We start from the raw sequence: 26,926 nt of genomic DNA, 5'->3' as shown, positions 1-26,926 counted from the left end.
AATTGTGTTTTATTTAAAAGATGCTCTCAACAAAATAGGTTGATATGAATTATTTTGCCCATCTGCACATTGCATCAGTTACGAATACTTCTTGGGTTGGTAATTTGCTGGGAGACTTTTCAGTTGACGCTAATCAACTGGACTCTGATTTGCTGGTTGGCTGGCGTCTTCATCAAAAAGTGGACGTCATGGTCGATAAGCACGAGGCCAGTTTGTTATTCCGCTCAATGTCCCGCAAAGGTCGTCGTCGTTTTTCGGGCATAGTACAAGATATCGCGATGGACTATTGGCTCATTCAATATTGGGGCCGATTCAGTGATGTTTCTCTGGAGAAATTTTGTGATCAAGCGTTAGTTGGATTGGTGAAAGATAAGGATCGTAGTCCTGATCGTCTGAAGAGCATGATTCGCTCATTAGAGCATGAAAACTGGTTGTCTAATTTAGGGACGATGGAAGGAGTAGATAAAGCCATTCGTTCTATTATGCGGCGCTGGAAACATGGTGAGCATTTGCAAGGTTTTGTTGATGACTTACCAAGTGTGATAGCTCAGGCTGAAGCACCATTTTTATCTTTATACCCAGATTTGTTGGATTATGTGGCGCTGGAAATGAAAAGAGCCGAGGCCACACACAGCCTCGGCTAATGGGCCTTTGTGCTATGAGGTTCATAGCAGACCCGATCGAGAGAACAACCAAATAAACGACTTAAGCTCGGTGCAGATTCCTCGCTATCGTTATCTGGAATAGACGAGTATAGATATTTTTCAATCAGCCTCCTTGACTTAGATCAGATTTGAGGTGATCACTACAATTAAATGTATTCTTAACGATCTTGCTTTGTGCGCGTAGTATTTTCTCTATCTTGTATGAACTTATGGTAGAATCCGCCACCGAAAAAGACTTGGTTAGAATAGGGGAGTTAGGTTGAGCGTTCAGTGGTATCCAGGGCACATGAATAAAGCGCGTCGAGAAATCGAAGAAGTTATGACGCAAGTAGATATCGTTATCGAGGTATTGGATGCCCGTATCCCCGATTCCAGCCAGAACCCTATGCTTAATACTTTGCGTGGAGAGGTTCCTGTTCTTCGTCTCTTGAATAAAAAAGACCTAGCAGACAAAGCTAGACTAGACTTATGGTTAGAGCACTGGCGTGGAAATGAGTCTGTTTTGGCTCATCCATTTTCTACACTAGATAAAGCCGATGTTGGTCGAATTAGTCAATGGGTTAGCCAGATGGTTCCCCATAGAGGCAGTGCGGAAAAGCCAATTAGAGCCATGATTGCAGGCATTCCCAACGTTGGGAAATCCAGCTTAATGAATGCTTTATTAGGTCGTCGAGTGGCGAAAGTCGGTGATGAGCCAGCTGTTACTAAGTCTCAGCAAAAGCTGAAAGTAACCAATGGCTTTCAGATATTAGACACACCAGGTATTTTGTGGCCAAAAATTGAAAACCCAGATGCCAGTTATCGTTTGGCTGTCACCGGGGCTGTTCGTGATACAGCGATTGATTACGAAGATGTGGCGTTGGCGGGACTGAAGTTTTTTATTGCAGACTATTTAGAGTCGCTAACAACACGCTATAAGTTAAAAGAAATCTCTGCAGATCCTTTTGAAGTGCTAAAAGTGATTGGTTCTAAACGAGGCGCTTTGCGTGCAGGCGGTAAAGTTGACATGCATAAAGCGGCGGAAGTTTTTTTAAATGATGTAAGAACGGGTGCTATTGGGCCTTACGTCATGGAAACACCAGACATGATTGCTCATGAAGAGCGTTTGGTTGAAGAGGCGAAAGCGAAGAAAGAGGCCGAAAGGCAGGCTAGATTGGCAGCGGCTGTACCGCAGCGCCAGCAAGCCAGTAACCGCGCTTACCGAGATGCTCAATCGAATGATCAAGTAGAGTCCACAGAACAAGCTAACGCTATTCAGCAAGATGAGAACATAGATGACAAACAGTGAGGTTCACGGTCATGGATTATGAAATTGCCTTTGATCAGGACGAAAATGTTTATCGTATTTATACAGGGTATGAGTTTGCTGCAATTGGCGAATGGGTCTCTGAATATGTGCGAGATTTAGAAAGTATTCAACGAGTGCTAATGGCCGCTCGTTTGGCAGAAACGGAAAAAGAAACCACGCAATTTAAGCATGGTCCTTTTGATGTGATTTTGAGCGAAGAGGGCGTGTCTGTATCTCGACAAGTGGATTTAGACTCTGCTGAAGAAGAAATAAAAGCCATGTTTGATTCTCAAGAAAGCTTTTATCAAACCTCGACAGACGGTATTCAAGCAGAATGCGGCTTAGAAGACCTGATTAATATGGTTGAAAATTGGCATGAAGTGTTGCAGTGATTCTAACGTGTTAGGATAGTTGTTCCTTGCGCTGGCTGGGTTTACACTAGCGCTTGTTTATTTTACGTTTTTTTAGGGAGCCGATATGCTCATCGAATTGGAAAAAGCCCGCACTCGAAATAATGTTGTTCGTATATTTCGTGAAGAATTGGACGGACCAGATGGTTGGACCGACGGTTTTGTTGTGGATGCCAACGAAGAAATGGTTTTGCTCCAATTAGTGGATGATAGTGTTCGTCTTAATGGCTATCAAATTCTCTTTTTAGAGGACATTAGTGACTTTGCTCATCCTGCTCCCTTTAATGATTTTCAGAAAAAAGTGTTGGCGCTTCGTGGCGAAGAAATGGTTGACCCAGAAGTGGAGCTTGACGACCTCGCAGTATTGCTGATTGATATTAGTGAAGAATTTGGTTTAGTTACTCTTCACCGTGAAGAGGTAGAACCTGATAGCTGTGAGATTGGCCGTGTTGTTCGTGCTGATGCTGTCACTTATGAACTAGAAGAAATTGGTTCAGATGCCCGTTGGTTTGATGATACCTTTGAATATGACTTATACGATATTACTCGTATAGAGTTTGGCGGCGCGTACGAAGATGCTTTGTTGCTAGCAAATGATGATCTGGGTGATGACTCCTATGAGTTATCAGATGATTATCCAGATGATGGAAGAGTAGACGAAGAATAAAGTGTACTGTTTATCTATTGTTAGAATTTAGTCGAAAAACGCCTTCAGGGCGTTTTTTTATTTATATTTATGACCTTTATAAATTTGTTCGCTTTATAAAGGGCTAGAATACTTTATTGAGCTGGCAGGCAGTGATCTTTTGCAATCGCAAGGGTAGAGTACTTCGCGAATAAAATGAAATGGAAAATGAGGAATCTTTTTATGTCTCGGTGGCTAACCCTTCTTTGTTCGCTTTTGCTCATTTCCGGCTGTGCGGCTTATGCAACACATCAATTCGATAACATGTTTGGGGCACAAAACCCTGAAAATCGTATCGCTAAAGTTAACGAAGAAGACAGGGCATTTTACAATGAGCAAGTGAAGCCTATTTTAGACAGTCGCTGTGTTTCTTGTCACGCCTGTTATGACGCACCTTGCCAATTAAAGTTCACGGCTCCTGCAGGGATTGAGCGAGGCGGTTCAAAAGACCTCGTTTATGATGGTACCCGTTTATTGGCGGCTTCACCAACACGCTTGTTTATCGACGCTAAAAGTACAGATGAATGGAGGTCGAAAGGTTTCCATCCTGTTTTAAATGAGCGAGAGCAATCGCCATCCGCTAATTTACAAGGTAGCTTATTGTACAGAGCGATTGCGCTGCGTAAAAAGCAGGGTGAATTTACACAGCCTATTTTGCCCGATAGCTATGATTTTTCGCTGGCTAGAGATCAACAGTGCGTCAGTATTGAAGGGTATCAGCAATTTGAAGAGGACTATCCAGACTGGGGTATGCCATATGGGCTGCCTGCGCTTAGTTCAGGAGAGTATGATGTTCTAACTCGTTGGTTGGCAAAAGGTGGCAAAATGCCACCTGCTAAGCCTATACCAGAGAATCTGCAGAAGAAAGTCGCTTTGTGGGAGTCTCGATTAAATGGCGACACTCTTAAAGAGCAGTTAGTTTCTCGTTATATATACGAGCACCTTTATTTATACAGTTTGTACTTAGATGATGGGGAAGAGTTTCGCTTTCAGTTAGTGCGTTCTAAAACCCCACCAGGTGCACCTATTGATCGTATTGCGACGCGTCGTCCTTATGATGCGCCGGGAGTTGATCATGTTTACTACCGCCTTTGGACTGATCCTGAGGTAAAGGTTCAAAAAAATCATATTCCTATGCAGTTGGATGAAGCGAGATACGCTAGGTGGCAGTCTTATTTTTATACTGAAGATTACGAAGTCACTAGAGATCCCGGTTATGCACCTGAGGTGGCGACAAACCCGTTTAAAGCATTCCGTGAAATACCTGCTCATGGGCGTTACCGTTTTTTATTGGATCATTCTCAAAAGACCATAATGTCCTTTATTAAGGGGCCTGTGTGTCGTGGTCAAGTTGCGGTGAATGTGATTAATGAGCAGTTTTGGGTGTATTTTATTGACCCAGAAGTCGTATATAACAAAGGATCTGCTGATTATTTAGAAGATACCGTTCAGAATTTAGATTTGCCTGCTATTGGATCTAGTAACACGTTATCCCCGACATCGTGGGTGACTTTTTCGGAGCAGCAAAAGTCCTACCTATCTGCAAAAGCCAAGCTAATTGAGGGCGAAGTAGGTAGTAAGATACCTCTGGATTTAAGTCTAATCTGGGATGGTGATGGCAATAATGAAAATGCCGCTTTAACGGTATTTCGTCACTTTGATAATGCCTCTGTGGTAAAAGGTATGGTAGGTCAGTACCCTAAAACCGCTTGGGTTATTGATTATCCATTGTTAGAGCGTATCCATTATTTGCTGGTGGCGGGTTTTGATGTATACGGTAATGTTGGTCATCAACTAGTAACTCGTTTGTATATGGACTTCCTGAGAATGGAGGGGGAGATGAACTTTTTGCTTTTACTTCCCAAGGATGACCGTGAATCAATCCGAAAATATTGGTATCGAGATGCGAATGAAACGATTAAAAATTATATTTTCAGTGATTATATAAAAGTAAATCGTCAAACCCAGATCGATTACAAGACCAGTGACCACCAATCTGAGTTGTATGAAAAACTTCGAAGTGAATTGGCGCCAGTGTTAGACCATGGTTATGACCTGGAGCAAAGCAAGCTGACCGCGAATCAACTTAAGGCCTTATACAAGCTGCAGTCTATCCGCGGTGCTGGACTGGTTCATTTACCTAATGTGGCCACTATATTGGTGACTCAGCAGGGTGTACCACTGGAAGTTCTCAGTCTCATTCATAATAAAGCGCATGCGAATATTTCGAGTTTATTGGATGAAGAAGCTGCACGACTTCCTAGTGAAGATGGTGTGACCTTGGTGAAAGGTGTTTTAGGGGATTATCCTAACGTGTTGATGCAAGTCGAAGAAAGTGAACTTATCGATTGGGCGGAGCAAGTTGGAAACCTTAAGACAGAAGCCGATTACTCTGCTCTTATAGATGCCTTTGGTATCCGTAGGACTCATCCTGATTTTTGGTTTGTCAGTGACGCAATCAGTAATCTGAATAAACTAGATCGTCCAAGAGAAAGTGGGATCTTAGACTATAATCGTTTGGAAAATAGATAAGTCAATCGCTCTATAAAAGGCAGAATTGGCACTTCTGCATTTAGTGCATGATTGAGTCCTTGTAACTGGGGCTGGTAGGTCTTAAATAGAGGGTATATTAGCTTTATCGGATGAATACTATGGTTCCTCTTTCAATACTTGATCTAGCGCCTATTGCGGAAGGTCGATCAGTTTCAGATTCATTGGCAATGAGCCGACGCATGGCTATTGCTGCAGAAGAGCACAATTACGAGCGTTTTTGGTTGGCTGAGCATCATGGCATGGCGGGTGTGGCAAGTTCTGCGACCTCTGTTGTGCTGTCTCACCTTGGTGCTGCCACATCAAAAATTCGCATTGGTTCTGGTGGTGTTATGCTGCCAAACCATTCTCCTTTAGTGATTGCGGAGCAATTTGGTACCTTGGCTGAGCTCTATCCTGGTCGTATTGACTTAGGCTTGGGGCGTGCACCGGGTACGGATATGCAAACCGCAAGAGCGCTGCGACGAAATATGGATGCCTCTGTGGACAGTTATCCAGATGATGTCTTGGAGTTGCAGAGGTTGCTAGGTGATGGCGGGCAAGGGGTTATGGCTGTTCCAGGTCATAATACACACGTACCCTTATGGATGTTGGGTTCTAGCTTGTATAGCTCTCAGGTCGCGGCTGAATTTGGCTTGCCATATTCTTTCGCATCACATTTTGCACCTGATCAGTTGATTCAAGCGCTAACCGTTTATCGTCGCAACTTTAAAGCTTCTGAACAGCTTGCTAAACCGCATACCATGGCGGGCGTTATGGCGGTCGTTGCGGATACAGATGAGGAGGCAAAATATTTATTTACCTCTGCTCAACAGCAGTTTGTGAATTTACGTCGTAGCCGAAATCTTCCTTTTGCTAAACCAGTGGAGAGTATGGATAGGATCTGGTCGCCTAGCGAGAAGCATATGGTCGAACACATGTTGCAATACGCTATTGTCGGTTCAAAAGAGTCTGTCGCTTTTCAGCTTGAGAGCTTTATTGATGCGACAAAGGTAGATGAATTGATTGTATCAATGCCTGTGCATGATTCGGAAGCTCGATTGAAATCTTTGCGTTTAATGGCGGAAGTTCGCGATAGTCTTCAATAGTTTTTTGTTGTTGCATAAAAAATAAAAGCCACTGAAAGTCTATCTTTCAGTGGCTTTTATCTTACAGGTCGTAGGGAGAGGGCGTGCCAGGAATTTCTTGTGTTTTAAAGCGTCTATGTGCCCAAAAATATTGCTCTTTTTTCGGCTCTATAATCGCTTCCATCAATTCATTTATTCTCGTTGCGTTTTCCACATCGTCTTTACTAGGGTAGTTCTCTATTTCGGTTAAGCTCAAATGATAGCCATCGTCTGTTCTTCCATAGTCATATAAAACCACCGGAGCATTGGTCATATTTGCTATACGTCCAATATGAGCGATCGTTGCGCATTGGTGTCCATAAAATGGTGCGAAGACCGAATTTTTTCTACCATAGTCTTGGTCTACTGCATACCACACTGCTTTGTTCTGCTTTAGGGATTTTAATACTTCTCGCATGTTAGTGCGTTCAATGGTTTTAGAGAAAATAGCTTGCCGTTGACGCTCCATTACCCAGTTCATAACAGGGTTTTTTTGTAGCTTGTAGATAGGATGAACATCCATAAAGCGAGGCATTTGACTGCCGCAAATATCCAAAGGCGAAAAATGTCCGCTGATCAATATGCAGCCTCGTCCTTTGGCTAGCACTCGATCTATTACATCTTGTCCTTCAAAGGTGAATCGAGACTGAAACTTTTTTTGGCATTGAAACCATGAGGTAAAGGTTTCAATGGTGCCTTTTCCCATGCTTTCAAAGTGTGCTTTGGTTAGCTTTTTACGTTCGGTAATGTTCATCTCTGGGTAACAAATTTTCAAATTGACATCGCATATATGGCGACGTCTTTTGGCTGTGGCATGAAGTATGCGACCAAGAAATTTTCCTAACCCTTGTTGTAGTGACCAAGGTAAAAAGCTTAATACATAAGCCCCCCCCATAAACAGCCAGCTTAGCCAGTGTTTTGGTCCTATAAAATTGAGAATGCTTTTGTCTAAAGTGCTTTGTTTAGCCATGGTAACCCTCCAAAAAAGCCTGCCAAAGCTCTTCAGATACATGAAAATTTGAATGTTGATTGGATTCTTTGTCGATTGAGCGTTTAAGGCGGTCAATATTAGACTGTTTCCACTCTTTGTTGGGTTCTCTTTGCTCGCATTTGTCGAAGTCAATGACCCAAACTTTGTCTTGTTCATCTATCATAATGTTGTGGCAATTTAAGTCTGAGTGATAAATGCCATTGTTATGAAAGTGTTTAATGACTTTACCTATTTCGTTCCAGCCAATTTTATCGGACCGATTGTTTTTGATAATGTCGAAAAGATCCTCTGCGTTTGTGATGGTTTCGGTCAATAGCTCTGCTTTGTAGAAACCATATTTCACAGTAAAAATGCCGCCAATTGGTCTAGGGACAGGCAAGGATAGTTTATTCATTGTTTCTAATAGGCTTAGCTCCAGCCAAGGGCGTGTATTTGCTAATCCTGTAAACAGGAACCGACTCTTATTAAATTTTGCTATCAGTCCGCCTCGACGATAGCGACGAATGACAAACTTCCCAAATTGGCTATTGATAAACCAGACTGCACCTCGGCCATTTCCTGTGCCAGTCAATGCTTGTTGTGACTGCCAGAACTCTGGGTCGAACCACGTTGTTGATAGTGGTAAAGCTGGATCGCTTTTTAACAGTGTTGTGTTAGGGGATATTTTGATGGTTTGTGGCATGCTGCTCGCTTTAATAAGATGTTCTTTGTAATGTCTATAAACTTGGACACATTCAAGAGTGTCTATTCTATAATACTTGCCAAGTTTAAGCAGCACTAGAGGAAGACATGCAACAAGAGAATATTCAACATTTGGCCGTTATTCGATTGTCGGCACTGGGTGATGTATGTCATGCCATGGCAGTTGTGCAGTCAATTATAAAACGCAATCCATCCATTCAGGTAACTTGGGTGACTTCTCCATTAGAGGCGAACTTAGTGCGTTTACTGGATGGTGTTCGAGTCGTTGTATACGATAAGAAAAGTGGATTTTCTGGGTTGTTGGCGTTGCGTGCGTTATTAAGCGATCAAACTTTTGATGTATTGCTGCATTTGCAGTGGTCCTTTAGAGCGAGTGTGGTTTCTCGAATGATAAAGGCCAAAAGACGTATTGGCTTTGCTTTATCTCACTCTCGTGAAAAGCAACATTGGTTTGTTAATGAATATGCACCTGAACCTAAAGGTGAACATGTTCTCGATTCTTTTTTATCCATTGCCAGTGTATTGGGTGTTTCTGAACCAACATTGCCTTGCGAGTTAATTTTGCCAGAATTAGACCTAGGCTTACCGGATCATTATGTGGTGATTAATCCGTCGGCCTCTAAGGAAGATCGCAATTGGACCATTGAGGGTTATCAGGCTGTAATTGAGCGATTATTAGCAAAAGGTCTTCGCCCTGTTATCACTGGTGGCCCTTCAGTCGCAGAAGTGGCGTTTGCCGAACAAATTGTTTCTAGTTATGCTGATCGGGTTATTAATTTGGTGGGTAAAACACAACTCAATGTAATGTTGGCTGTTTTGAAAGGGGCGTCATTGGTTGTTAGTCCTGATACGGGTCCAGCTCACATGGCAACCTTGGTTGGTACGCCAGTTCTTGGTTTGTATGCCCATTCTAATCCGCGCAGAACAGGTCCATATTGTGACCTAGATAAAGTTCAGAGTGTGTATGAAGAATTGGTCGTTAAAGAGTATCAAAAGCCTGTTGCTGAATTACCTTGGTCAACTCGTGTGCATGACCCTAAGGCCATGCAGCACATTCGAATTGAGCAAGTTTTGACTGTGTTGGATACGCTTATTTAGTAAATTTATTGACCGCTACTATTTAGACAGAGACTGCTCTGCAAGTTTAAGATCTAGTGTTGCCTTTAGTAGCTTGTAGAGCTGGATAGAGGCATCAATTTCTTCTTTTCGATTGGTTAAGCTTTCGATATTCAAACCAAGTGGAATGCCAAGTGGTAACGCTGTCTCAATGATTTGTTCTAACGCATTTCGGCAAATTTTAATGGATTCTTCTAATGGCGCTGATGCATCCAATATGCGATGTTTCGTTGCCTCTGGTACTGAAATTCCCAACCACTCCATGAATTCAAGCGTTTTTGCGCTTCCACATGGGGTGAAAGTTAAAATGATCCGCTTAGGCGTTTCACCTTTTTCTTTACAGGTTCTCGCGTAGCGGCTGATTAGGTCTGCGGTTGCTTGGTGATTGTAAACGGCCTGCGATATAAAAAATTCGCAACCTGATTCAGACTTCTTCAAAAGACGTAAATGTTCGTCCCCTTTTTTGGCATGGCGCTCAGCAATGGTGACACCACCAAGATTAAAGTTATGAGGTGATTTTTCTAGTGTTTCATAAGCTTGCGGTAAGGGCAGTTTTATATCGCCACTTGAAGAAGGTGATCCAACTAATACTAGATCACGAATGCCATATTGCTCCCATGCTTCTGTTAGCCACCCGGAAAACTCTTCTGAGCTACGGGATGAGACGGATTTGTAAGTAATGACAGGCTTGCCTGATTGTTGGTGTAGGCGTTTTGACCATGCTCGTGGGTCGTGAGTTTCCATGAAAGGAAATGGGCGAGGCTTGTCAATGCGGCTGGTTTCGTCTTGAATGTCATATACGATCAAACCATCAACGTCGATATTATCAAGGCGATCAAGTAGCTTTTGACTGATTTGTTGTAGTTGCTCTTCTTCAAGAGAGGACTTTGGTGGTGTTGTTCCAATGAAGTAAACGCCTCTGCTGGGATCTTGAAACTTTGTTGCTAATTCAGATTTCATAATGTCACACTCTAATTAAACGAGACAGATAATGTTGTTCTGCATCTCGTGATGTTTGTTTGTTGGGGTTATTCTAACAGTGAAATGAATTCAAGGCTTTGTCTTTAAGTTGAATAATATTGATGACGAAGTGAGTTGAGCTAATCTTATAGTGAGAAAGGTTATGTCAAACATAGAGCTAAAAGGGCTTTCTGAAACAACGTCTTCTGCTTTGCCTCCTGTGCATAATTGGAAACCACCTTTTTGTGGTGACATAGATATGGTGATTAAAGCGAATGGGGAGTGGTTTCATGACGGCGGTAAGATTAAACGTTCTGCCATGGTGACGATGTTTAGTCGAATATTGTGGTATGAAAAGGGTGAGCATTTTTTGGTAACACCGGTAGAAAAGGTGCGAATTCAAGTAGAGGATGCGCCTTTTCTTGTTACTGTTTGGAAGTGGATAAATACCGAACAGGGTCGAGCGCTAGAGTTCACTACGCAAACCGATGATGTTCTTGTGCTTGGTGTCGATTGTGATCTTTGGATGGGGGTGTTTAAAAACGAAGAGCGTCCCTATGTCTCAATGCGCTACGGTATGAAGGCATTAGTAGGGCGAAATGTGTTTTATGGTATTGCTGAAAGTCTTGAGCATGTCGAGACTTCTAAAGGTAGTGGTATGGGCATAATAAGTGCGGGTAAAAGCTATCTTTTAATGCAAGATGCATAACGAATTTGAGCCTGTCTAGGTTATAATGTGCGAATTAAACGTAGCGCTTTGGCTGCGTAGTGTATTTAGTTTTGAAAGGGGTGTTTGTTTGTTATTCGAAGAATTTGGTTTTGATAATCGCATTTTAAAGTCCATTAGTCATTTGGGGTTTGATGAGGCAACTGAAATTCAGTCTCGTGCTATCCCTGAAGCGATGGCTGGCCGTGATTTATTGGCGTCGTCAAAAACAGGTTCGGGAAAAACGCTTGCCTATCTTTTGCCTGCGTTGCATCGAGTCTACAAGAAAAAAGCCTTGTCTAAACGTGATCCGCGTGTGGTTGTATTGGTGCCGACTCGTGAATTGGCAAAGCAGGTATTTGGTCAGCTGCGCCTTTTATTGGCGGCTAGTCGTTTTACGTCTATCCTGATTCAAGGCGGCGAGAATTTTAATGATCAGCACAAGTCTTTGCAAAAAGACCCACATTTTATTGTGGCAACGCCGGGTCGTTTGGTTGATCACTTAAAACAGCGCCACGTGTTTTTAGAAGGTCTTGAGCTGTTAATTTTAGATGAAGCCGACCGCATGTTAGATTTAGGCTTTGCTGATGCCATGCGAGCGATTAACGCCGCAGCCAGTCATCGCCAGCGTCAAACTTTATTTTTTTCCGCGACACTAGATAATACTGAAGTAAGTGAGATTGCGGGTGAGCTTTTACGAGAGCCTTCCCGTATTGCTATCGGCCAAGGTTACGATGAACACACAGATATTTCTCAACACGTTTTACTTTGCGATCATCTAGACCATAAGGAAGCCTTGCTAAAGCACTTATTAGTGGGACAAACCATCAAACAAGCCATTGTCTTTACTGCAACCAAGAATGATACCGTACGTTTGTCTGAGATTATCGCTGGTTGGGGGTTAAGTACCCAGGCTTTGAATGGCAATTTATCTCAAAGTGCTCGTAATAAAACCATGGAAAGCTTCGCGAAAGGGCAGTTTGATGTACTAGTAAGTACGGATGTGGCTTCTCGAGGTTTGGATATTGCTAGCGTATCTCATGTTTTTAACTTTGATCTACCAAAACAAGCAGAAGAATTCGTTCATAGAACGGGTCGTACTGGGCGCGCAGGTTTTAAGGGCGATGCTTATTCCTTGGTTGGACCGAAAGACTGGGTGAGTTTCAAAGCAGTAGAGGCTTTTTTGCAAAAGACCTTTGCGACAGAATCTATTGAAGGGCTAGAGCCTAAGTTTAAGGGGTTGCAGCCGCCTAAGCCCATTCGTCAAGAAACCAAAAAGGGCAGTGCAAAAGCGCCGACAAAAGCGCCTAAGAAGACGAATAAGAAGCCAGCAGGTAAAGCGCGTTTCCATGATAATCAGCAAGATGGTTTTGATGCATTCAAATTGCCGCCTAAGCGTTTTGCTGCGCCAGATAATGTTGGTGATGAAGATGAGTAGTATTCGTTAGTTTTTTGTTAATTTATCCAATGAGTTAGATTTTATTAATTGACAGATGAGCTATATTCACGATATTGATTAAGTAAGGTGCAATTTGGTCTTTTAAATTCCATTATTTCTGAAACATTGTTAGATGAATTTTGACTCAGAAGGAATGTACCTTCATTTACTTTCTTATCTATTGGAGATGAGCTTATTAATCGTTTACCCCCATTAAATTCATTAAAGTGTTTTGAATCTGCTGCTCGTCATGGCAGTTTCAATAAAGCAGCCAAGGAATTGTCTGTAACACCTTCTGCGATTAGCCATCAAATCAAAGGCCTAGAAAGTTTTCTAGGCCTTGAATTGTTCCGCCGTACTAAGCGTAAAGTGATCTTAACGGAAGCTGGGGAATCTTACCTAAAGCCAATTAAAAGCATTTTTGAGCAGTTAGAAAATGCTACTTCGGAGCTGAAAAGCAAGCAAAAATCTGGATCGCTTCGTTTGGCTGTGGCACCCGCTTTTCTAACTCGTTGGTTGATGCCAAGAATGGAGCGTTTTCAGGAACGTTATCCTGATATTCAGATTGAAATTAGCTCCTCTACAGGTTTAATTGATTTCTCTGCCAACGATATAGATATGGCGGTGTATTTTGGTAGCGGTGATTGGGATGATGTTGAGGCCCATTATTTGCGTCCAGCACGACTTGCGCCTGTCTGTAATCCTCGCTTGATTAAACCAGAGCAGCCTATAGATAAGCCGGAAGATATGCGTTTCTACCCATTATTGCATGTTACTAAACGAAAAGATGAATGGCATGATTGGCTGCAGCAGCATGACCTTGATCCTAAATTATTTCGTCGCGGCTTGATGTTTTCGAGTGGCTCGCTTACTGCGGGGGCGGCGGCTCAAGGTTTGGGTATTTCGTTAACTGATCCAGAATTAATTATGCCAGAGATAGAAGCTGGAACACTAAAAGTGTTATTTAATCAGCATTTAATTACTAACCGGTCTTTTTATTTGGTTTATGAAAAGCGACGTTCTGTGACATCGGCTATGTCGGCTTTCAAAGAATGGATAATTGAAGAAATGGTTGGCAATAAAAATACATAATTGTATTTTTAGGTTGCTAAACATGCATTTTAAAAACGTAAATGAGAACTTGTATATGAGCACAGCGTTAACGGTAAATAGCTATTTTAATGATCAAGTAAAGTCTATTGCATTGAATAATGCAGAAGGAACATCAACAGTAGGTGTTATGGCCGTAGGTGAGTACGAATTTGGTACGAGCCAGCGAGAGTATATGACGGTTGTGTCTGGTGCTTTGAATGTTTTGTTGCCTTCAGAAAATGAGTGGAAAACCTTTGCTAAAGGTGAAACCTTTATTGTTGAAGCGAATCAGACTTTCCAAGTGAAGGTGGCTGAAATAACCGCTTATCTTTGTCGTTACGAGTGATAGTGCAATAGTAAAATTGCAACGTGAGAGTTATAAAAAAAGGGCTGAATTTCAGCCCTTTTTTGTTGGTTCGAACCTAATCGGATAGACTTGTTTTACCCACCAACGACATTGACGAGTAAAGTGACTTTATCGCCAGGTTGGACATATTTCTTACTACTAACCTTCGGGTTCCAATCACGAATATCATTGACTGATACTTTAAATTTGTTAGCGACAAGAGCTAATGACTCACCAGAGCGAATAGTGTAGACCACCTTCTTCATTACACTACGAGTGCTGTTCTCTGATTGTTTAGGCTTTAACCACACAACGAGCTTCTTGCCAGGAATGAGCGGGTCTGCAAGTCCCATATTATTCCAGCGAGCCAATGTTTTGCTGTCTGTGCCATATTTGTTTGAGATTAACCATAGACTATCGCCAGAATTCACGGTGTAGTTTATTTTTATGCGATTGCGATTTGGTGCGCGAGATTGTTTAGCCAATAATCGCTGATGAGAGCTTAGCGTATAGCTTTCAATGTCATTGCCAGCGACAGGAATCATTAGTTCTTGCCCAACACGGATCATGGTCGAGGATATTTTATTCACGTTCTGCAACACATTGACGGTGGTGTTGTGCTGTTTGGCAACGAGAAGTAAGTTATCGCCCGCTTTTACTGTGTAACGCACCCAAGTAACTCGTTCTTTACTCGGTATTTCAGCCAGCTTAGTTCTAAATTGTTTTGCTTTAGACACAGGCATTAGTAATCTGTGTGGTCCATCTGGAGATGTGGCCCATTGGTTAAAACCAGGGTTTAGTAAATAGACTTCATCGATGCTTACGTCTGCCATTTCGGCTGCTTGGGCTAAATCGAGTTGCCCGCCGATATTTACGACATCAAAATACGGTTTGTTAGGAATGAAGTAAGTCGAGTAATTGTATTTTTCTGGATTTTTAATGATTTTTGCTAGAGCGATCAATTTTGGCACGTACGCACGTGTTTCTCTAGGTAGGTCTAGTGACCAAAAATCAGTTGGCTTGCCTGCTTTCTTGTTTTTTCTAATAGCTCTTAATACCGTACCTTCACCTGAATTATAGGATGCTAAAGCATGTAACCAGTCACCATCGAACATTTTGTGCAGTCGAGTTAAATAGGCGATAGCGGCTTGAGTTGAACCAATAATGTCACGGCGACCGTCATACCACCATGTTTGGTCTAACCCATACATTTGCCCTGTAGAGGGAATGAATTGCCAAGGGCCTGAGGCGCGGCCATGGCTATAACCAAAAGGATCAAAGCCACTTTCGACGATAGGCAATAAAGCAATTTCAGTTGGAATGCCTGCTTTCTCTAGCTCATCGACAATGTAATACAAATAGCGCTCACCGCGCTTTGATACTCTGTCTAAGTAAGAAGGATGAGAGCTAAACCAACGTAACTGGGATGATAAACGAGGGCGATCTATATCTAGGTTGAGCTGGTATCCTTCACGGATGCGTTGCCAAATATCTTCTGGCGCTCTTGGTTTGCTGTTTGCAATGACAGGTTCTGCTTTAACGTCTTCTTCCTCAACAGTTGAGTCAACTGGAGGGACGGTATCGATAAAACCAAGTTGTTCTGTGTCTGCTTCGACAGTATCAGCATCAGCATCTACTTCTGCTGAAGATTCTAGCAAATCACTTGAGGTGTTTTGTCGCTCTATTTTAGAGGCGGTTTGGCATGCGCTTAGCGCTAGGCTTGCCAGGCAAACCCATAAAAATTTATATATCATGAAGGTCACAAAGTTGGATAAAGTTTCGCCATTTTAAAGGTGTGGCTATAGAGGTCAACTAAAACTATCTTTAGCGCGTCTCACTTGGCTAAAAGCGGCGACAGAATTTGGCGCTGGTTTTTCGTTAAGTTGTTGTGCAGATTGAGTTTTTACAGTCTCAATATGGCTTCTTAAAAAAGGATTAGTTTTTTTCTCTAAACTGAGTTTGGTTGGTAGTGTCGGCTTGTTTTCCTGGCGGAGTTGCTGGCTAACTTGGTTGCTTACCATCAGTTCTTCGTTATCTGGCTCCACCGAAAGGGCAAAGCGGTAGTTGGCTAGTGTGTATTCGTGTGTGCCATAAATTAGCGTATCATCAGGTAGGCTTGAAATCTTGTTCATCGCTGTCAGCATTTGCTCGGGTGTGCCTTCCATTATTCGACCGCAACCACCCTTAAATAAGGTGTCACCACAGAATAATATGGGGTTTTGTTGATCAGAAAAATAACATAAGTGATCAAGAGTGTGCCCAGGTGTTGCAATGACAGTGAATATTTTTGAAAAAACTTGGACTTGATCATTTTCATCAACAGCATGAGTGACTAAGTCTGTAAGGTGTTTAGGTCCATATACAGGGCAGTTTGAATGTTGTTTGAGCTCTGCTACACCGCCGATGTGATCTTTATGGTGGTGAGTGATTAAAATGCCTGCTAAGGTCTTTTGATATTCATGACAGTAGTTTAAAACAACATCTGCTTTACCTGGGTCAACAGCCCAAATGTCTGAACTATCTTTATCTTGGATTATCCAGATATAATTGTCATTAAAGGCGGGAAGCGGAAAGATAGTCATAACGTGTCTACTTTTAAAAGGTCGTTGTGTTTCATATGACGCGCCAAGAAAAATAACAAAAGACACAGTCATACCGTTTTAAATAGAGAATTCATTGTATGTTGGATGATCAATCAAGACAATTTTTTCAAAATTGGTACAAAAGTAACCTAGGCGATAGCCTGTTGCAATTAGAGTTGAGCGAGATAGCCTCTGAACTTGATTCTGCGGTAGGTTACTATTTAGTGAGTCAGTCTCCTCTTAGAGATTTTTCTTTAAAAAGCCATCGTGTGCGCGAAAGTATATTAATTGCCCCTGCTTTAGAATTTGGTGCGCCTAGTAATACGATTGTGGCCAGAGCAAGTGAATTGCCTTTTGAAGCGGATGGTGTTGATGTGCATGTTTTTCATCACACATTAGATATTTCTGCCACGCCACATGATGACCTCAGAGAGGCAGCAAGAACCCTGTTGCCAAGTGGTAAACTCATTATTGTTGGTTTTAACCCTTGGGGATTATGGGGTTGTAGGCGTTTGTTTTCCAAGAAGGTTAAAGCGCCTTGGTGTGGGCATTTTATTGCTCATCAACGCTTGGAAGATTGGCTTAAAGTGGCGGGTTTGACATTAGACTCAAAGCGTTTTTTTTATTATGAACCACCGCTTAAGTCTAGTAAGTGGCGGTCGCGTTTTGCTTGGATTGATCGAATGCTGAAACCTCTCAAACTGCCTTTTAGTGGTGTGTATGTGATGACGGCAACCAAACAAGTAAGACGTCATATTCCATTAAAACCTCGTTGGTCCGGGGCTCGTGTTAGAGTGCCGCCATTAACAAAACCAACAGCAAAAGAGATGAAAGAGTGAAAAAGGTAATAATGTATACGGATGGTGCTTGTAAGGGGAATCCTGGCATCGGTGGTTGGGGAGCTTGGCTTACTTTTGGCGAGCACGAAAAACACCTTTGTGGTGGCGAGCACGATACCACCAACAATCGGATGGAGCTTATGGGCGCAATAGAGGGCCTACGTGCATTAAAAGAAAAATGCTCAGTGACACTTTATACCGATTCCTCTTATGTACAGAAGGGGATTACGGAATGGTTAGCGGGTTGGAAGCGAAAAGGCTGGATGACAGCTTCTAAGCAGCCAGTTAAAAACAAAGATCTATGGCAAGCGTTAGATGAACAGTGTCAGCATCATGAAGTCACTTGGAAGTGGGTGAAAGGCCATGCAGGGATAGAAGGCAATGAAATTGCAGACCAATTGGCGAACAAAGGTATTGATGAACTAAGGGCGGCATCATGAGGCAGGTAGTACTCGATACGGAAACAACCGGTATTGATCCCAAGCAGGGTCATCGTATTATCGAAATCGGTTGTGTGGAGATGATTGGTCGCAAACTGACTAAGCGACATTTTCATGTTTACATTAATCCCGATAGAGAAGTGGAAGAAGAGGCTTTTCGAGTCCACGGTATTAGTAACGAGTTTCTAGCTGATAAACCGCGTTTCCATGAAATCGCTCAAGAATTTTTTGATTTTATAAAGGGTGCAGAGCTTATCATTCATAACGCGCCGTTTGATATTGGCTTTATGGATCATGAATTTGCTCGGATTGGTGGTTATCCAAAAACAGCAGAAGTTTGTGGCGTGTTTGATAGTCTGGTTTATGCCCGTAAGAAGCATCCGGGGCAGAAAAATAACCTAGATATTTTGTGTAGACGTTACGGTATTGATAACTCGCATCGTGAGTTGCACGGCGCACTTTTGGATTCAGAGATTCTTGCTGACGTTTACCTATTGATGACAGGTGGGCAGACGAGTCTTGGCTTAGCGAATAATTCTGATTCAGACTCTAAAGAAGAAGGTGACGTTGAAGAAATTCGCCGGCTTTCTCAAAATCGTCCTGCGTTGAAAGTGATTAGAGCGAGTGAAGAGGAGTTAAAAGTCCATGAAGAGCGCTTGGATTTGATAGATAAAAAATCAGGTCAGTCTTTGTGGCGGATTAATCATTAGTTCTGTATTACAAATACAACAAACTTATAGAGTAATAATCAAAAATGCCCTCCTTGAAGAGGGCATTTTTTTGCATTTAGGGTTGTACGCTACAGAAAGTAGGTGACACAAAGTCCACCAACAACGCTAAGTACCACTGTGTAAGGTAATGCCATCCAAACCATCTTGCCGTAAGACAATCGCAATAAAGGTGCGATTGCAGAGGTTAACAAGAATAAGAATGCGGCTTGTCCATTCGGTGTTGCTACGCTAGGAAGGTTGGTGCCAGTGTTGACGGCAACAGCGAGTTTATCAAAGTGTTCGCGAGTGATGGTTCCAGCGTCCAAAGCGGCTTTAATCTCATTGATATAAACCGTCGCCACAAAAACATTGTCGCTGATTGCTGAAAGCAAACCATTAGCAATAAATAGCATTATAGGTTGGCGCTCAGTTGGCATTTGTAAAACAACATCAATCACTGGTTGAAACAGGTGTTGAGAATGTATGACGGAAACAACGGTGAAAAATACTACCAACAAAGCGGTAAAAGGTAGGGACTCTTCAAAGGCATGGCCAATACGGTGTTCTTCAATAATGCCATTAAATGATGTCAATAACACGATAACCATTAAGCCCACTAATCCAACTTCCGCAACATGGAAAGCAAGTGCAAATACTAGGATAATAGCAACGATGCCTTGCACAATAAGTTGGGCTCTGATTTTGTTTGTGTGTTTTTGGCTTTCTTCTTTTTCAAAGTTATTAAGGATGTCTCGGACTGTGTCTGGCAATTGTGCTCCGTAGTCAAACCATGCGGTTTTCTCTAACACCACAACGGTTAACAAACCGCAAATTAAAACAGGTATTGAAACAGGAGCCACATAAAGGAAGAATTCGCCAAAATTCCACCCCGCCACTTTAGCAATCAGTAAGTTTTGTGGTTCGCCTACTAACGTTGCGACACCGCCGAGTGCTGTACCAACCGCACCGTGCATTAACAAGTCTCGTAAGAAAGAGCGGAATTCATTCAGGTCTTCAGTGTTCACTGGCAGAATAGAGTCATCTTTACCATGGTCGTGGTTTTTATTTGAGCTTTGTCCTGAAGCGGCTTTGTGGTAAACCGAATAAAACCCTACACCGACACTGATCAGAACGGCTGTCACGGTTAGAGCGTCCAAAAAGGCAGAGAGCAACGCAGCAGAAAAACTAAAAATTAACGAAATAACGATTTTAGATTTTACTTTAACTAGGAGCTTATTGAAGATAAATAACAGCATGTCTTTCATGAAGTAGATACCAGCTACCATGAACATTAGCAGCAATATTACTTCAAGGTTGTGTGAGACCTCTGTGTAAACGCCCTCGGGTGTTGTGAGGCCAAGCGCTACAGCCTCAATAGCAAGTAGGCCTCCCGGTTGAAGTGGGTAGCATTTTAGTGCCATTGCTAAGGTAAAAATGAACTCAATAATTAACAGCCAGCCCGCGATAAATGGACCTAAAGTAACGAAAACAATAGGATTGATAATCAAAAAGGCTAAGATTATTTGTTTGTACCAAAGTGGCGAGGCGCCGAGGAAATTTCTTCCAAACGATTGTGACAGAGAGGTTTTCATTAGTTGCTCCTTCATAAAAAGGCACTGAAATGTGCAAAAAAATTAACAAGATTTCTCTATGTTTTCAGTGGTTCAGAAGAATCTTGTTAGCTTTCTTGTAGTTATTATTTTGAAGAGGCTTTTTCAAAGTGTGCAGATAATAAGTCAAATAAGAAACAGTATCTATAGTGATTAATGACTTATAGATATTGCTATTTATAAAAATAGCCCCACTATCTCAAGAAGTTATGATTATTTAGAGGAAGAGATGTTGGAATTTTTAACTGATTACGCCGGTTTTTTATTGAGATTGGTCAGTGTTGCTTTGGTGATAGGTTTTCTTTTGGCTGTTTTATCTAGTGGGAAGCGTAAATCGCAACCAGGTAGTTTGTCCGTTACTAAGTTGAATGAAAGTTATGATGCCATGAAGGCTGAGTTGGATCATCAGCTATTGGATAAAAAAGATCTTAAAAACATAGCAAAAGAAAAAAAGAAAAAAGAAAAACTGGAAAAGAAGGCGTTAAAAAAAGCACCGAAAGAGGCAGAGGAAGTCGCAAAGAAGCGTCTTTACGTCTTGGATTTTGATGGTGATATAAAGGCGTCAGCAGTTGAAACCATGCGTGAAGAAATTACCGCAATTTTAAGTGTGGCTAAACCTCAGGATGAGGTGGTGGTTCGTTTAGAGAGTGGTGGTGGTGTTGTGCATGGTTATGGTTTAGCAGCATCTCAGTTGCAGCGCATCCGAGAGGCCAGTATTCCGTTAACGATTTGTGTTGATAAAGTAGCAGCCAGTGGCGGTTATATGATGGCTTGTGTGGCTGATAAAATTATTGCAGCACCGTTTGCGATTCTTGGTTCTATTGGTGTCGTTGCGCAAGTTCCGAATGTGCATAGATTGCTTGATAGGAGCTTGATTGATGTGGAACTTCACACGGCGGGTAAGTATAAGCGTACTTTAACTATGTTGGGTGAAAATACGGATGAGGGCCGAGAAAAATTTAAACAAGACCTAGAAGATACTCACGGTTTGTTTAAACGATTTGTTTCGAGCCAGCGTCCACAGTTGGATATTGAAGACATTGCAACAGGTGATACTTGGTATGGTTCAGAGGCAATAGACAATAAACTGATTGACCTAGTAATGACCAGTGATGCGTATTTGGTTTCTCATTATGAAAGCGCTGAAGTGATACAAGTGACTTATAAGCAGCCAAAGGGAATGGCGGAACGTTTAGGTTTGTCTTTCTTTTCTGCTCTGGAGCAAAAAGCCGTGTTGTGGATTGGGAAAATCACCCAATCTCGAGGGTATTAAGGAAGGTGCGAATAAGTCTACTAAGCCTCAGTCTTTCAGAGAAATCGTCAAATAAGGCGCGACTCTGAAGGAATGTAGGTACCTTTCAAAGAGTCGCAACGACATGTGGCCTGTTATTTTTAATAGTAAGCTCTGAAAGACCCGCAGGGCATGGCCTAAAAGCCTGTATTCTTTGTTGAGCACCTCGAAAATAGAACAACTATTCACATTCGCTACTCGCCTCGAATGACAGGCTTTTATCCACATGCTGAGACAAGAGGACTTGTTCGCACCTTCCTTAACCAATAACTTGAAGTTGGTTTTATAAAAGAGCGTAGCTAAAAAAAAATGCGGTAAAAAAAGAGTGGTATGCGAGGCATGCCACTCTTTTTTTGTGTTGTCTTACTTGTTGTCTTGTTATTTGTTCGTTAGTTCATTTGTACTTTGAAGGGAGTCATAGGTCAGGCTGCTTCCGGTTTCGGGCGTGACTGATTGTTCGGCAATTTTTTCAATGGCGTCTTCTAGCTCTATTGGCTCAAAATATATTAACGTACCAATCGTTGGATGATCTAGGTAGTTTACTTTTTTGCTAGCAGTTTTATTGCTTTGGTTCAGTGTTAATACCAATGCCGGTTCGAACTCTTTGAATTCAGGCTTTGCTTTTTGCTCAGTTTCAGACTGAGAAAAAAACAGGCTTGTTCCTGCTTGATTCGAGTTTTGGTTGTCTTGTTCTGGTGTTGTTTCTGGTTGAGTAAAGCTATCAAACAAATAATATTTGTATTGGATGTCTGATTCTAAATAGCGCCCCAAGGTGATGGCAATGTTCGCAGTAAGTTCTGGGTAGCCATCTTTCTCTTGAGTGCTATGGAAAGATTTTTTAATGGTATCGCCTGGGTGTTTGAATATGAGAGTCCATTTTCGATTGGCTAAAATGGTGACATGTGTACCCAGCCTTTGTTCCATATTGCCAAAAGGAGTTGATTGGTTGATGTTGTTGTCTGGATCGTTTGCTTTTTCCTCTTCTGCCGTAAGGCGAAGAAGATTTTCTGTAGACAGTACATTTTTGTAGTCAACGTGTTCCGTTGTGAGGGCTTCAGGCCATTGGAATGTCACCAAATAGCCTTCATAAGCTCTGGCTGTATCCGGGTTGATTTGTTCGTCTTCAGCAAAAAGACGAGTGCTAAGTAACGTCAGGGATAAGAAGATAATAATTAGCGATTTCAATGTAATAATTCCAAAGTCATTGTCGTTTGTTGGAAACGCTCTTCTGCGCTGTTCATTGGGGCTAAGAATTTCAAAGTATCAGAGCCAACCAGCTTGTAGATGTCGGGTTTCGTTTGAATAAGTCTAATCAACTTCATTGGGTCGACAGGTGTTTTACTATTAAAGAAGATTTTACCTTCTTTGGCATTGGCTTCAATCTTATTAATGCCAAGACTTTCCGCTTTAAGCTTTAATTCCGTTTGCCTAAATAGATTTTTCGTTGCGTCAGGCAGCAGCCCAAAGCGGTCAATCATTTCCACTTGAAGGTCTTTTAATTCATCACTGCTTTTTGCACTGGCAATGCGCTTATACAGAATCAATCGTGAATGTACATCACCTAAATAATCTTCCGGAATAAGTGCGGGAACTCGTAAGTTCACATCAGTTTGTGCTGGAGATGTGATATCTATGTCTGGAGACTCACCATTTTTGAGGGATTTAACCGCTCGGTCTAACATGTCCATAAATAGAGAGAAGCCAACATGTTCAATATGACCACTTTGACCATCACCCAATAATTCGCCTGTGCCGCGAATCTCTAAATCGTGAGTGGCTAAGGTAAATCCTGCGCCGAGAGTATCAGCAAGTGTAATGGCTTCTAGGCGTTTTTCTGCATCGCCAGTTACTTTACGGTCATTTGGTGTTAATAAGTAGGCATAGGCTTGATGGTGCGAGCGGCCAACTCGACCACGTAATTGATGCAGTTGTGCCAAGCCAAACTTATCTGCTCGTTCAATGATAATAGTGTTGGCGTTCGGTATATCGATACCTGTTTCTATAATGGTAGAACAAACGAGCACGTTGGCTCTTTTGTGGTAGAAGTCTGACATGACTTGTTCCAGTTCTCTTTCACGCATCTGTCCGTGACCCACAATAACACGAGCTTCTGGAATTAACTCTTCCAATTCTTCTGCGGCTTTTTGGATGGTTTGTACTTCATTGTGTAAGTAATAAACTTGCCCGCCACGATGAAGTTCGCGCAAAATCGCTTCTTTTATTTGATGTTCGTCTTTTTGTTTTACAAATGTTTTTACGGATAAACGTTTGGCTGGTGGTGTCGCAATAATGGATAAATCACGAATGCCAGACAAAGACATGTTTAGCGTTCGAGGAATTGGGGTGGCGGTTAGTGTGAGTATGTCTACTTCTGCTCGCAGAGCTTTGAATTGCTCTTTTTGCTTGACCCCAAAACGGTGTTCCTCATCGATAATGACTAGGCCTAGATTAGCAAACTTGATGTCACTTTGGATGAGTTTATGTGTGCCAACGACTATGTCTGCTTTGCCTGATTCTAGTCGATCAATAGAAGTGTTGGATTGTTTGCCTGAACGAAATCTCGACAATAGTTCGATCTCTACAGGCCAGTCGGCAAAACGGTCGCAAAAATTTTCATAGTGCTGTTGGGCAAGCAGTGTGGTTGGAACGAGAACGGCCACTTGCTTGCCATCTTGAACAGCTAAGAAGGCGGCTCGCATAGCAACTTCTGTTTTACCAAAGCCTACGTCACCACAGACCAAGCGATCCATTGGTTTCTTAGCGGACATATCCGCCATCACTGCATCGATTGCCATTTGCTGGTCAGGTGTTTCTTCAAACGGGAATCCTGCCGAGAAGAGCTCATATTGGTCGTCTGGCTTAGCAAATGCATAACCGACTCTAGCCTCACGTTTGGCGTATATTTCCAGTAACTCCGCGGCTGTGTCGCGGGCTTTTTCAGCTGCTTTTTGTTTCGCTACACTCCATTTGTCAGTGCCAAGCTTGTGCAGTGGTGCGGTATCTTCATCTGCGCCCGTGTATCTGGAAATGAGCTGTAATGACGAAACGGGTACATAAAGTTTGGCGTCATTGGCGTAGCCAAGCGTGAGGAGCTCTGTTTCTTGTCCGTCTATTTGTAAATTAGTAAGGCCAAGGTAGCGGCCAACCCCGTGATCAATATGCACAACGGGTGCATTTAATCTTAACTCAGTGAGGTTGCGAATGATCGCATCTTCGCTGATGTTGTTTTGTTTATTGCGTCGACGGTGTTGAGAAACGCGTTCGCCTAATATTTCACTTTCAGGAATTAGCGCAAGCGCTTCATTAATGATGAAGCCGCGGCCAATATTGCCTTCGGTAATGGCGAGTGATTTTGTCGACTTAGTGAATGCTTCCCAGCTGTCAACTTGCTTTGGTTTAATGTTGTGTTTTTTTAACAGGTCAAGCAAGGCCTCTCGGCGGCCTGCAGACTCAGCGACAATTAATACTCTAGCTGAGGTTCCTGCCAGAAAGTCTTGTAGTTTTCCAAGTGGTTGTGCTGCTTTTGAATCAATTTTAACGGTATCAAGTGCTTTATATGCAGGATGATCACCTGTCACTGAAAAAATAATGTTCGTGTATTGATTAAGTCGTCCAAAAAGTTCGTCTTCGCGTAGGCACAGTTCATCGGGCTTTAAAATAGGGCGCTCGATGTTGTAATTCAGGGATTCGTGGCGGCTACGGAAATCAAGTTGAATACTCGCAAACTGATCGTTGAAGTTGTCGGAGCGAACGATCAGAGTGTTGTCAGGTAGGTAGTCAAATACGCTAGCGGTTTGTTCAAAGAATAAAGGTAAATAGTATTCAATGCCTGCTGGTATAATACCACTGGAGATATCTTGGTATATCGGGCTTGAAAGTGGGTTGGCTTCAAAGCGCTCTCTAAAAGCTTGGCGAAACTGCTGAATTCCCTGTGAAGTGGTTGGGAACTCTTTTGCTGGAAGCATTTTAATTTCAGCTACCTTGCTAATGCTGCGCTGTGTCTCTGGATCAAACCATCGAATCGATTCTATTTCATTGTCGAACCAATCTATCCTGATTGGGTTTTCCGCACCCATTGGATAAACATCCATCAAGGCGCCGCGGATGGCGTATTCACCATGCTCGTGGACGTTCTCTACATTTAAGTAGCCCGCGTTAGTTAGCTTTCTTGATAGTTGCTCCAGAGGAAGTTCTTGTCCTTCTTCCAAATGAAAGCGCTGGGCATCAAGGTGGTGTTTAGGGCAAAGACGCGTTATGCAGGAAGCAACCGTGGTGAGTACAATCGGATTTTTCGTTTCGGTAAGCTTAGCCAGCGTTTCTAAACGCTGAGATATAATGTCTTGGTGTGGCGAGAAGGCGTCGTATGGTAAGGTTTCCCAATCGCTAAATCTTAATATTTCTCTTTTGTTTTGATTTAGAAACTGTATTTCATCTTCAAGCTCATTGAGTTCGGCGACCGTGTTGGCCATAAAAAGCATAGGTTGTTTATGTTGAGCTGCTATTGCTAGCAGTTGTAATGCTTTTCGGCTGCCATCTAGGCCGCTAATTAAGTTTTTGAAGCCGGGTTTTAGGGTGATTGATACGGTTTCTGACATGTTGGGCTTATTGTTCTCTAGTGGCGGATAGCGTCAAAGATACAGAGTCTGCAAAACGTAAAGCGTGAGGTTTTGCAACTTCGACTTTTGCAAAGGTTACATGGTTCGATGACATGCAAAGCTCCAGTAAGTCTGCGGTTAGTTTTTCAAGCAATAGAAAGCGGTTATTTTCAGTGTGAGCTATCATTTCTTTACAAATTGTCCGGTAGTTTACCGCATTTTCAACATTGTCTGTGTCATAGGCTTGAGAGGCCGGATAGTGTATCCAGGCATTGATTACCACATCTTGCTTGTTTTGTTTTTCAGATTCATTGAATCCAATATAGGTTCGCAGACGTAGATTCTTAATATGAATTTGAGCTTCTGGTTTGATCATAGTTATGCTTCCGTGTTTTAAGCCTATTCATTTATTGGGCGATATTGTGTCGTTTTCAATCATGTATGGCAACAGACTAAAAATACGGAGCAATGTCGCTTTTTGGATTGCTTTTTCTAATTTTAATTCTTTCGAATAAAGTTCGTATGACAAATTGTGCACTATTATGTAATTAAACAACAAAAAAGTGGCTTTTTAGTGGTTATAAAATGCGCAATAAGGACATTGTAGTGATTTTAAGTAAAAGTTGGTGCTTAAAGACGGTCTCGTGAGCTGGTCAATGGAGGGAATGATCTTTATAATACGTCGGTTTTTTGGTGAAGTGAGTTTGCGTTTTACAATTAATTTAATATTAGTTGTTCGCTCTTGCATGTTTTCCCGGAGGGGGGCATGAGCATGACGCATTGCGCTTTTTGTGTTCAATTTAT

24 protein-coding genes are annotated in these 26,926 nt (G+C 42.2%); 15 read left to right on the top strand and 9 right to left on the bottom strand.

Features of this window, described 5'->3' with window-relative positions; translation table 11 throughout:
• Positions 1 to 44: 44 nt before the first annotated feature.
• The 6 genes from KDW99_RS12830 to KDW99_RS12805 all read left to right on the top strand — a co-directional run bounded on the left by KDW99_RS12830 (position 45) and on the right by KDW99_RS12805 (position 6,686).
• Complete coding sequence (locus KDW99_RS12830) at positions 45 to 644, top strand: acyl carrier protein phosphodiesterase (RefSeq protein WP_255825277.1); 600 nt, start codon at positions 45 to 47, stop codon at positions 642 to 644.
• 280 nt (positions 645 to 924) lie between these two features.
• Entirely contained in the window at positions 925 to 1,953 is a 1,029-nt protein-coding gene (ylqF, locus tag KDW99_RS12825; protein WP_255825276.1) for a ribosome biogenesis GTPase YlqF, read from the top strand.
• Positions 1,954 to 1,964: 11 nt separating this feature from the next.
• The gene (locus KDW99_RS12820; RefSeq protein ID WP_255825275.1) at positions 1,965 to 2,345 is read left to right on the top strand and encodes a YacL family protein; all 381 of its coding nucleotides are present in this window, start codon (positions 1,965 to 1,967) and stop codon (positions 2,343 to 2,345) included.
• Between the two features lie 85 nt (positions 2,346 to 2,430).
• The gene (locus tag KDW99_RS12815) at positions 2,431 to 3,030 is read left to right on the top strand and encodes a hypothetical protein (protein ID WP_255825274.1); all 600 of its coding nucleotides are present in this window, start codon (positions 2,431 to 2,433) and stop codon (positions 3,028 to 3,030) included.
• A 201-nt stretch (positions 3,031 to 3,231) separates the two neighbouring features.
• On the top strand, positions 3,232 to 5,580 hold the full coding sequence (locus tag KDW99_RS12810) for a fatty acid cis/trans isomerase (RefSeq protein ID WP_255825273.1): 2,349 nt from the start codon (positions 3,232 to 3,234) through the stop codon (positions 5,578 to 5,580).
• Positions 5,581 to 5,699: 119 nt separating this feature from the next.
• Positions 5,700 to 6,686 carry an LLM class flavin-dependent oxidoreductase gene (locus KDW99_RS12805; RefSeq protein ID WP_370646797.1) on the top strand — a complete coding sequence of 329 codons (987 nt, stop codon included), beginning with the start codon at positions 5,700 to 5,702 and terminating at the stop codon, positions 6,684 to 6,686.
• Positions 6,687 to 6,747: 61 nt separating this feature from the next.
• Here KDW99_RS12805 and KDW99_RS12800 read toward each other — a convergent pair whose 3' ends face one another.
• Positions 6,748 to 7,674, bottom strand: a complete 927-nt coding sequence (locus KDW99_RS12800) for a lysophospholipid acyltransferase family protein (RefSeq protein WP_255825270.1) — start codon at positions 7,672 to 7,674, stop codon at positions 6,748 to 6,750.
• Positions 7,667 to 8,377 carry a 3-deoxy-D-manno-octulosonic acid kinase gene (locus KDW99_RS12795; RefSeq protein WP_255825269.1) on the bottom strand — a complete coding sequence of 237 codons (711 nt, stop codon included), beginning with the start codon at positions 8,375 to 8,377 and terminating at the stop codon, positions 7,667 to 7,669. The genes KDW99_RS12800 and KDW99_RS12795 overlap by 8 nt, the downstream gene beginning before the upstream one ends.
• A 107-nt stretch (positions 8,378 to 8,484) precedes the next feature.
• On the opposite strand from KDW99_RS12795, the gene KDW99_RS12790 reads away from it, so the two are divergent.
• The gene (locus KDW99_RS12790; protein WP_255825268.1) at positions 8,485 to 9,495 is read left to right on the top strand and encodes a glycosyltransferase family 9 protein; all 1,011 of its coding nucleotides are present in this window, start codon (positions 8,485 to 8,487) and stop codon (positions 9,493 to 9,495) included.
• Positions 9,496 to 9,513: 18 nt separating this feature from the next.
• Here the strand turns inward: KDW99_RS12790 and KDW99_RS12785 are convergent, their stop codons facing one another.
• Positions 9,514 to 10,473, bottom strand: a complete 960-nt coding sequence (locus KDW99_RS12785) for a hypothetical protein (protein ID WP_255825267.1) — start codon at positions 10,471 to 10,473, stop codon at positions 9,514 to 9,516.
• A gap of 163 nt (positions 10,474 to 10,636) precedes the next feature.
• Between KDW99_RS12785 and KDW99_RS12780 the strand changes: the two genes are divergently transcribed.
• From KDW99_RS12780 to ppnP, 4 genes are all read left to right on the top strand, one after another.
• Entirely contained in the window at positions 10,637 to 11,182 is a 546-nt protein-coding gene (locus KDW99_RS12780; protein WP_255825266.1) for a DUF1285 domain-containing protein, read from the top strand.
• 88 nt (positions 11,183 to 11,270) lie between these two features.
• Positions 11,271 to 12,617: a DEAD/DEAH box helicase gene (locus tag KDW99_RS12775; RefSeq protein WP_255825265.1), complete on the top strand. Its 1,347-nt coding sequence runs from the start codon at positions 11,271 to 11,273 to the stop codon at positions 12,615 to 12,617.
• A gap of 180 nt (positions 12,618 to 12,797) precedes the next feature.
• A complete protein-coding gene (gcvA, locus tag KDW99_RS12770; protein ID WP_370646902.1) occupies positions 12,798 to 13,709 on the top strand; it encodes a transcriptional regulator GcvA in 912 nt (303 codons plus the stop codon).
• A gap of 55 nt (positions 13,710 to 13,764) precedes the next feature.
• Entirely contained in the window at positions 13,765 to 14,055 is a 291-nt protein-coding gene (ppnP, locus tag KDW99_RS12765) for a pyrimidine/purine nucleoside phosphorylase (RefSeq protein ID WP_255825263.1), read from the top strand.
• Positions 14,056 to 14,150: 95 nt separating this feature from the next.
• Here the strand turns inward: ppnP and KDW99_RS12760 are convergent, their stop codons facing one another.
• Together KDW99_RS12760 and gloB are read right to left on the bottom strand one after the other, a co-directional pair.
• Positions 14,151 to 15,809, bottom strand: coding sequence for a lytic transglycosylase (locus tag KDW99_RS12760; RefSeq protein WP_255825262.1), 1,659 nt, complete (start codon positions 15,807 to 15,809; stop codon positions 14,151 to 14,153).
• Positions 15,810 to 15,863: 54 nt separating this feature from the next.
• Complete coding sequence (gloB, locus tag KDW99_RS12755; protein ID WP_255825261.1) at positions 15,864 to 16,703, bottom strand: hydroxyacylglutathione hydrolase; 840 nt, start codon at positions 16,701 to 16,703, stop codon at positions 15,864 to 15,866.
• Positions 16,704 to 16,735: 32 nt separating this feature from the next.
• Here gloB and KDW99_RS12750 point away from each other — a divergent pair, with 32 nt between their 5' ends.
• From KDW99_RS12750 to dnaQ, 3 genes are read left to right on the top strand one after another with little or no spacing between them, the layout of a single operon-like run.
• Positions 16,736 to 17,476: a class I SAM-dependent methyltransferase gene (locus tag KDW99_RS12750; RefSeq protein ID WP_255825260.1), complete on the top strand. Its 741-nt coding sequence runs from the start codon at positions 16,736 to 16,738 to the stop codon at positions 17,474 to 17,476.
• Positions 17,473 to 17,916, top strand: a complete 444-nt coding sequence (gene rnhA, locus KDW99_RS12745) for a ribonuclease HI (protein ID WP_232617181.1) — start codon at positions 17,473 to 17,475, stop codon at positions 17,914 to 17,916. The genes KDW99_RS12750 and rnhA overlap by 4 nt, the downstream gene beginning before the upstream one ends.
• Positions 17,913 to 18,626 (top strand): DNA polymerase III subunit epsilon, encoded by a 714-nt coding sequence (dnaQ, locus tag KDW99_RS12740; protein WP_255825259.1) that lies wholly within the window; start codon positions 17,913 to 17,915, stop codon positions 18,624 to 18,626. Before rnhA ends, dnaQ begins: the two co-directional genes overlap by 4 nt.
• An 89-nt stretch (positions 18,627 to 18,715) precedes the next feature.
• On the opposite strand, the gene nhaB is transcribed toward dnaQ, so the two are convergent.
• Positions 18,716 to 20,218, bottom strand: coding sequence for a sodium/proton antiporter NhaB (nhaB, locus tag KDW99_RS12735; RefSeq protein WP_255825258.1), 1,503 nt, complete (start codon positions 20,216 to 20,218; stop codon positions 18,716 to 18,718).
• Positions 20,219 to 20,465: 247 nt separating this feature from the next.
• On the opposite strand from nhaB, the gene sohB reads away from it, so the two are divergent.
• Complete coding sequence (sohB, locus tag KDW99_RS12730; protein WP_370646796.1) at positions 20,466 to 21,509, top strand: protease SohB; 1,044 nt, start codon at positions 20,466 to 20,468, stop codon at positions 21,507 to 21,509.
• 396 nt (positions 21,510 to 21,905) lie between these two features.
• Here sohB and KDW99_RS12725 read toward each other — a convergent pair whose 3' ends face one another.
• Genes KDW99_RS12725 through folX form a run of 3 tightly spaced genes read right to left on the bottom strand, consistent with a single transcriptional unit; the run spans position 21,906 to position 26,498 of the window.
• Positions 21,906 to 22,712 (bottom strand): CsiV family protein, encoded by an 807-nt coding sequence (locus KDW99_RS12725; RefSeq protein WP_255825257.1) that lies wholly within the window; start codon positions 22,710 to 22,712, stop codon positions 21,906 to 21,908.
• On the bottom strand, positions 22,709 to 26,122 hold the full coding sequence (gene mfd / locus KDW99_RS12720; RefSeq protein WP_255825256.1) for a transcription-repair coupling factor: 3,414 nt from the start codon (positions 26,120 to 26,122) through the stop codon (positions 22,709 to 22,711). The genes KDW99_RS12725 and mfd overlap by 4 nt, the downstream gene beginning before the upstream one ends.
• Positions 26,123 to 26,129: 7 nt before the next feature.
• Positions 26,130 to 26,498 (bottom strand): dihydroneopterin triphosphate 2'-epimerase, encoded by a 369-nt coding sequence (folX, locus tag KDW99_RS12715; RefSeq protein ID WP_255825255.1) that lies wholly within the window; start codon positions 26,496 to 26,498, stop codon positions 26,130 to 26,132.
• Between the last annotated feature and the right edge of the window lie 428 nt (positions 26,499 to 26,926).

The organism is Marinomonas rhizomae (assembly GCF_024397855.1).
Taxonomy (GTDB): Bacteria; Pseudomonadota; Gammaproteobacteria; order Pseudomonadales; family Marinomonadaceae; genus Marinomonas; species Marinomonas rhizomae_A.
Note: the sequence above shows the minus strand (reverse complement) of the source record. Positions and strands in the feature narration are given on the sequence as shown.

Bases quoted from the DNA above. Each gene is read 5' to 3' on its own strand.
- KDW99_RS12830 (WP_255825277.1), top strand. From the start codon at position 45: ATGAATTATTTTGCCCATCTGCACATTGCATCAGTTACGAATACTTCT.
- KDW99_RS12820 (WP_255825275.1), top strand. From the start codon at position 1,965: ATGGATTATGAAATTGCCTTTGATCAGGACGAAAATGTTTATCGTATT.
- KDW99_RS12815 (WP_255825274.1), top strand. From the start codon at position 2,431: ATGCTCATCGAATTGGAAAAAGCCCGCACTCGAAATAATGTTGTTCGT.
- KDW99_RS12810 (WP_255825273.1), top strand. From the start codon at position 3,232: ATGTCTCGGTGGCTAACCCTTCTTTGTTCGCTTTTGCTCATTTCCGGC.
- KDW99_RS12805 (WP_370646797.1), top strand. From the start codon at position 5,700: ATGGTTCCTCTTTCAATACTTGATCTAGCGCCTATTGCGGAAGGTCGA.
- KDW99_RS12800 (WP_255825270.1), bottom strand. From the start codon at position 7,674: ATGGCTAAACAAAGCACTTTAGACAAAAGCATTCTCAATTTTATAGGA.
- KDW99_RS12795 (WP_255825269.1), bottom strand. From the start codon at position 8,377: ATGCCACAAACCATCAAAATATCCCCTAACACAACACTGTTAAAAAGC.
- KDW99_RS12790 (WP_255825268.1), top strand. From the start codon at position 8,485: ATGCAACAAGAGAATATTCAACATTTGGCCGTTATTCGATTGTCGGCA.
- KDW99_RS12785 (WP_255825267.1), bottom strand. From the start codon at position 10,473: ATGAAATCTGAATTAGCAACAAAGTTTCAAGATCCCAGCAGAGGCGTT.
- KDW99_RS12780 (WP_255825266.1), top strand. From the start codon at position 10,637: ATGTCAAACATAGAGCTAAAAGGGCTTTCTGAAACAACGTCTTCTGCT.
- ppnP (WP_255825263.1), top strand. From the start codon at position 13,765: ATGAGCACAGCGTTAACGGTAAATAGCTATTTTAATGATCAAGTAAAG.
- KDW99_RS12760 (WP_255825262.1), bottom strand. From the start codon at position 15,809: ATGATATATAAATTTTTATGGGTTTGCCTGGCAAGCCTAGCGCTAAGC.
- KDW99_RS12750 (WP_255825260.1), top strand. From the start codon at position 16,736: ATGTTGGATGATCAATCAAGACAATTTTTTCAAAATTGGTACAAAAGT.
- dnaQ (WP_255825259.1), top strand. From the start codon at position 17,913: ATGAGGCAGGTAGTACTCGATACGGAAACAACCGGTATTGATCCCAAG.
- nhaB (WP_255825258.1), bottom strand. From the start codon at position 20,218: ATGAAAACCTCTCTGTCACAATCGTTTGGAAGAAATTTCCTCGGCGCC.
- sohB (WP_370646796.1), top strand. From the start codon at position 20,466: ATGTTGGAATTTTTAACTGATTACGCCGGTTTTTTATTGAGATTGGTC.
- mfd (WP_255825256.1), bottom strand. From the start codon at position 26,122: ATGTCAGAAACCGTATCAATCACCCTAAAACCCGGCTTCAAAAACTTA.
- folX (WP_255825255.1), bottom strand. From the start codon at position 26,498: ATGATCAAACCAGAAGCTCAAATTCATATTAAGAATCTACGTCTGCGA.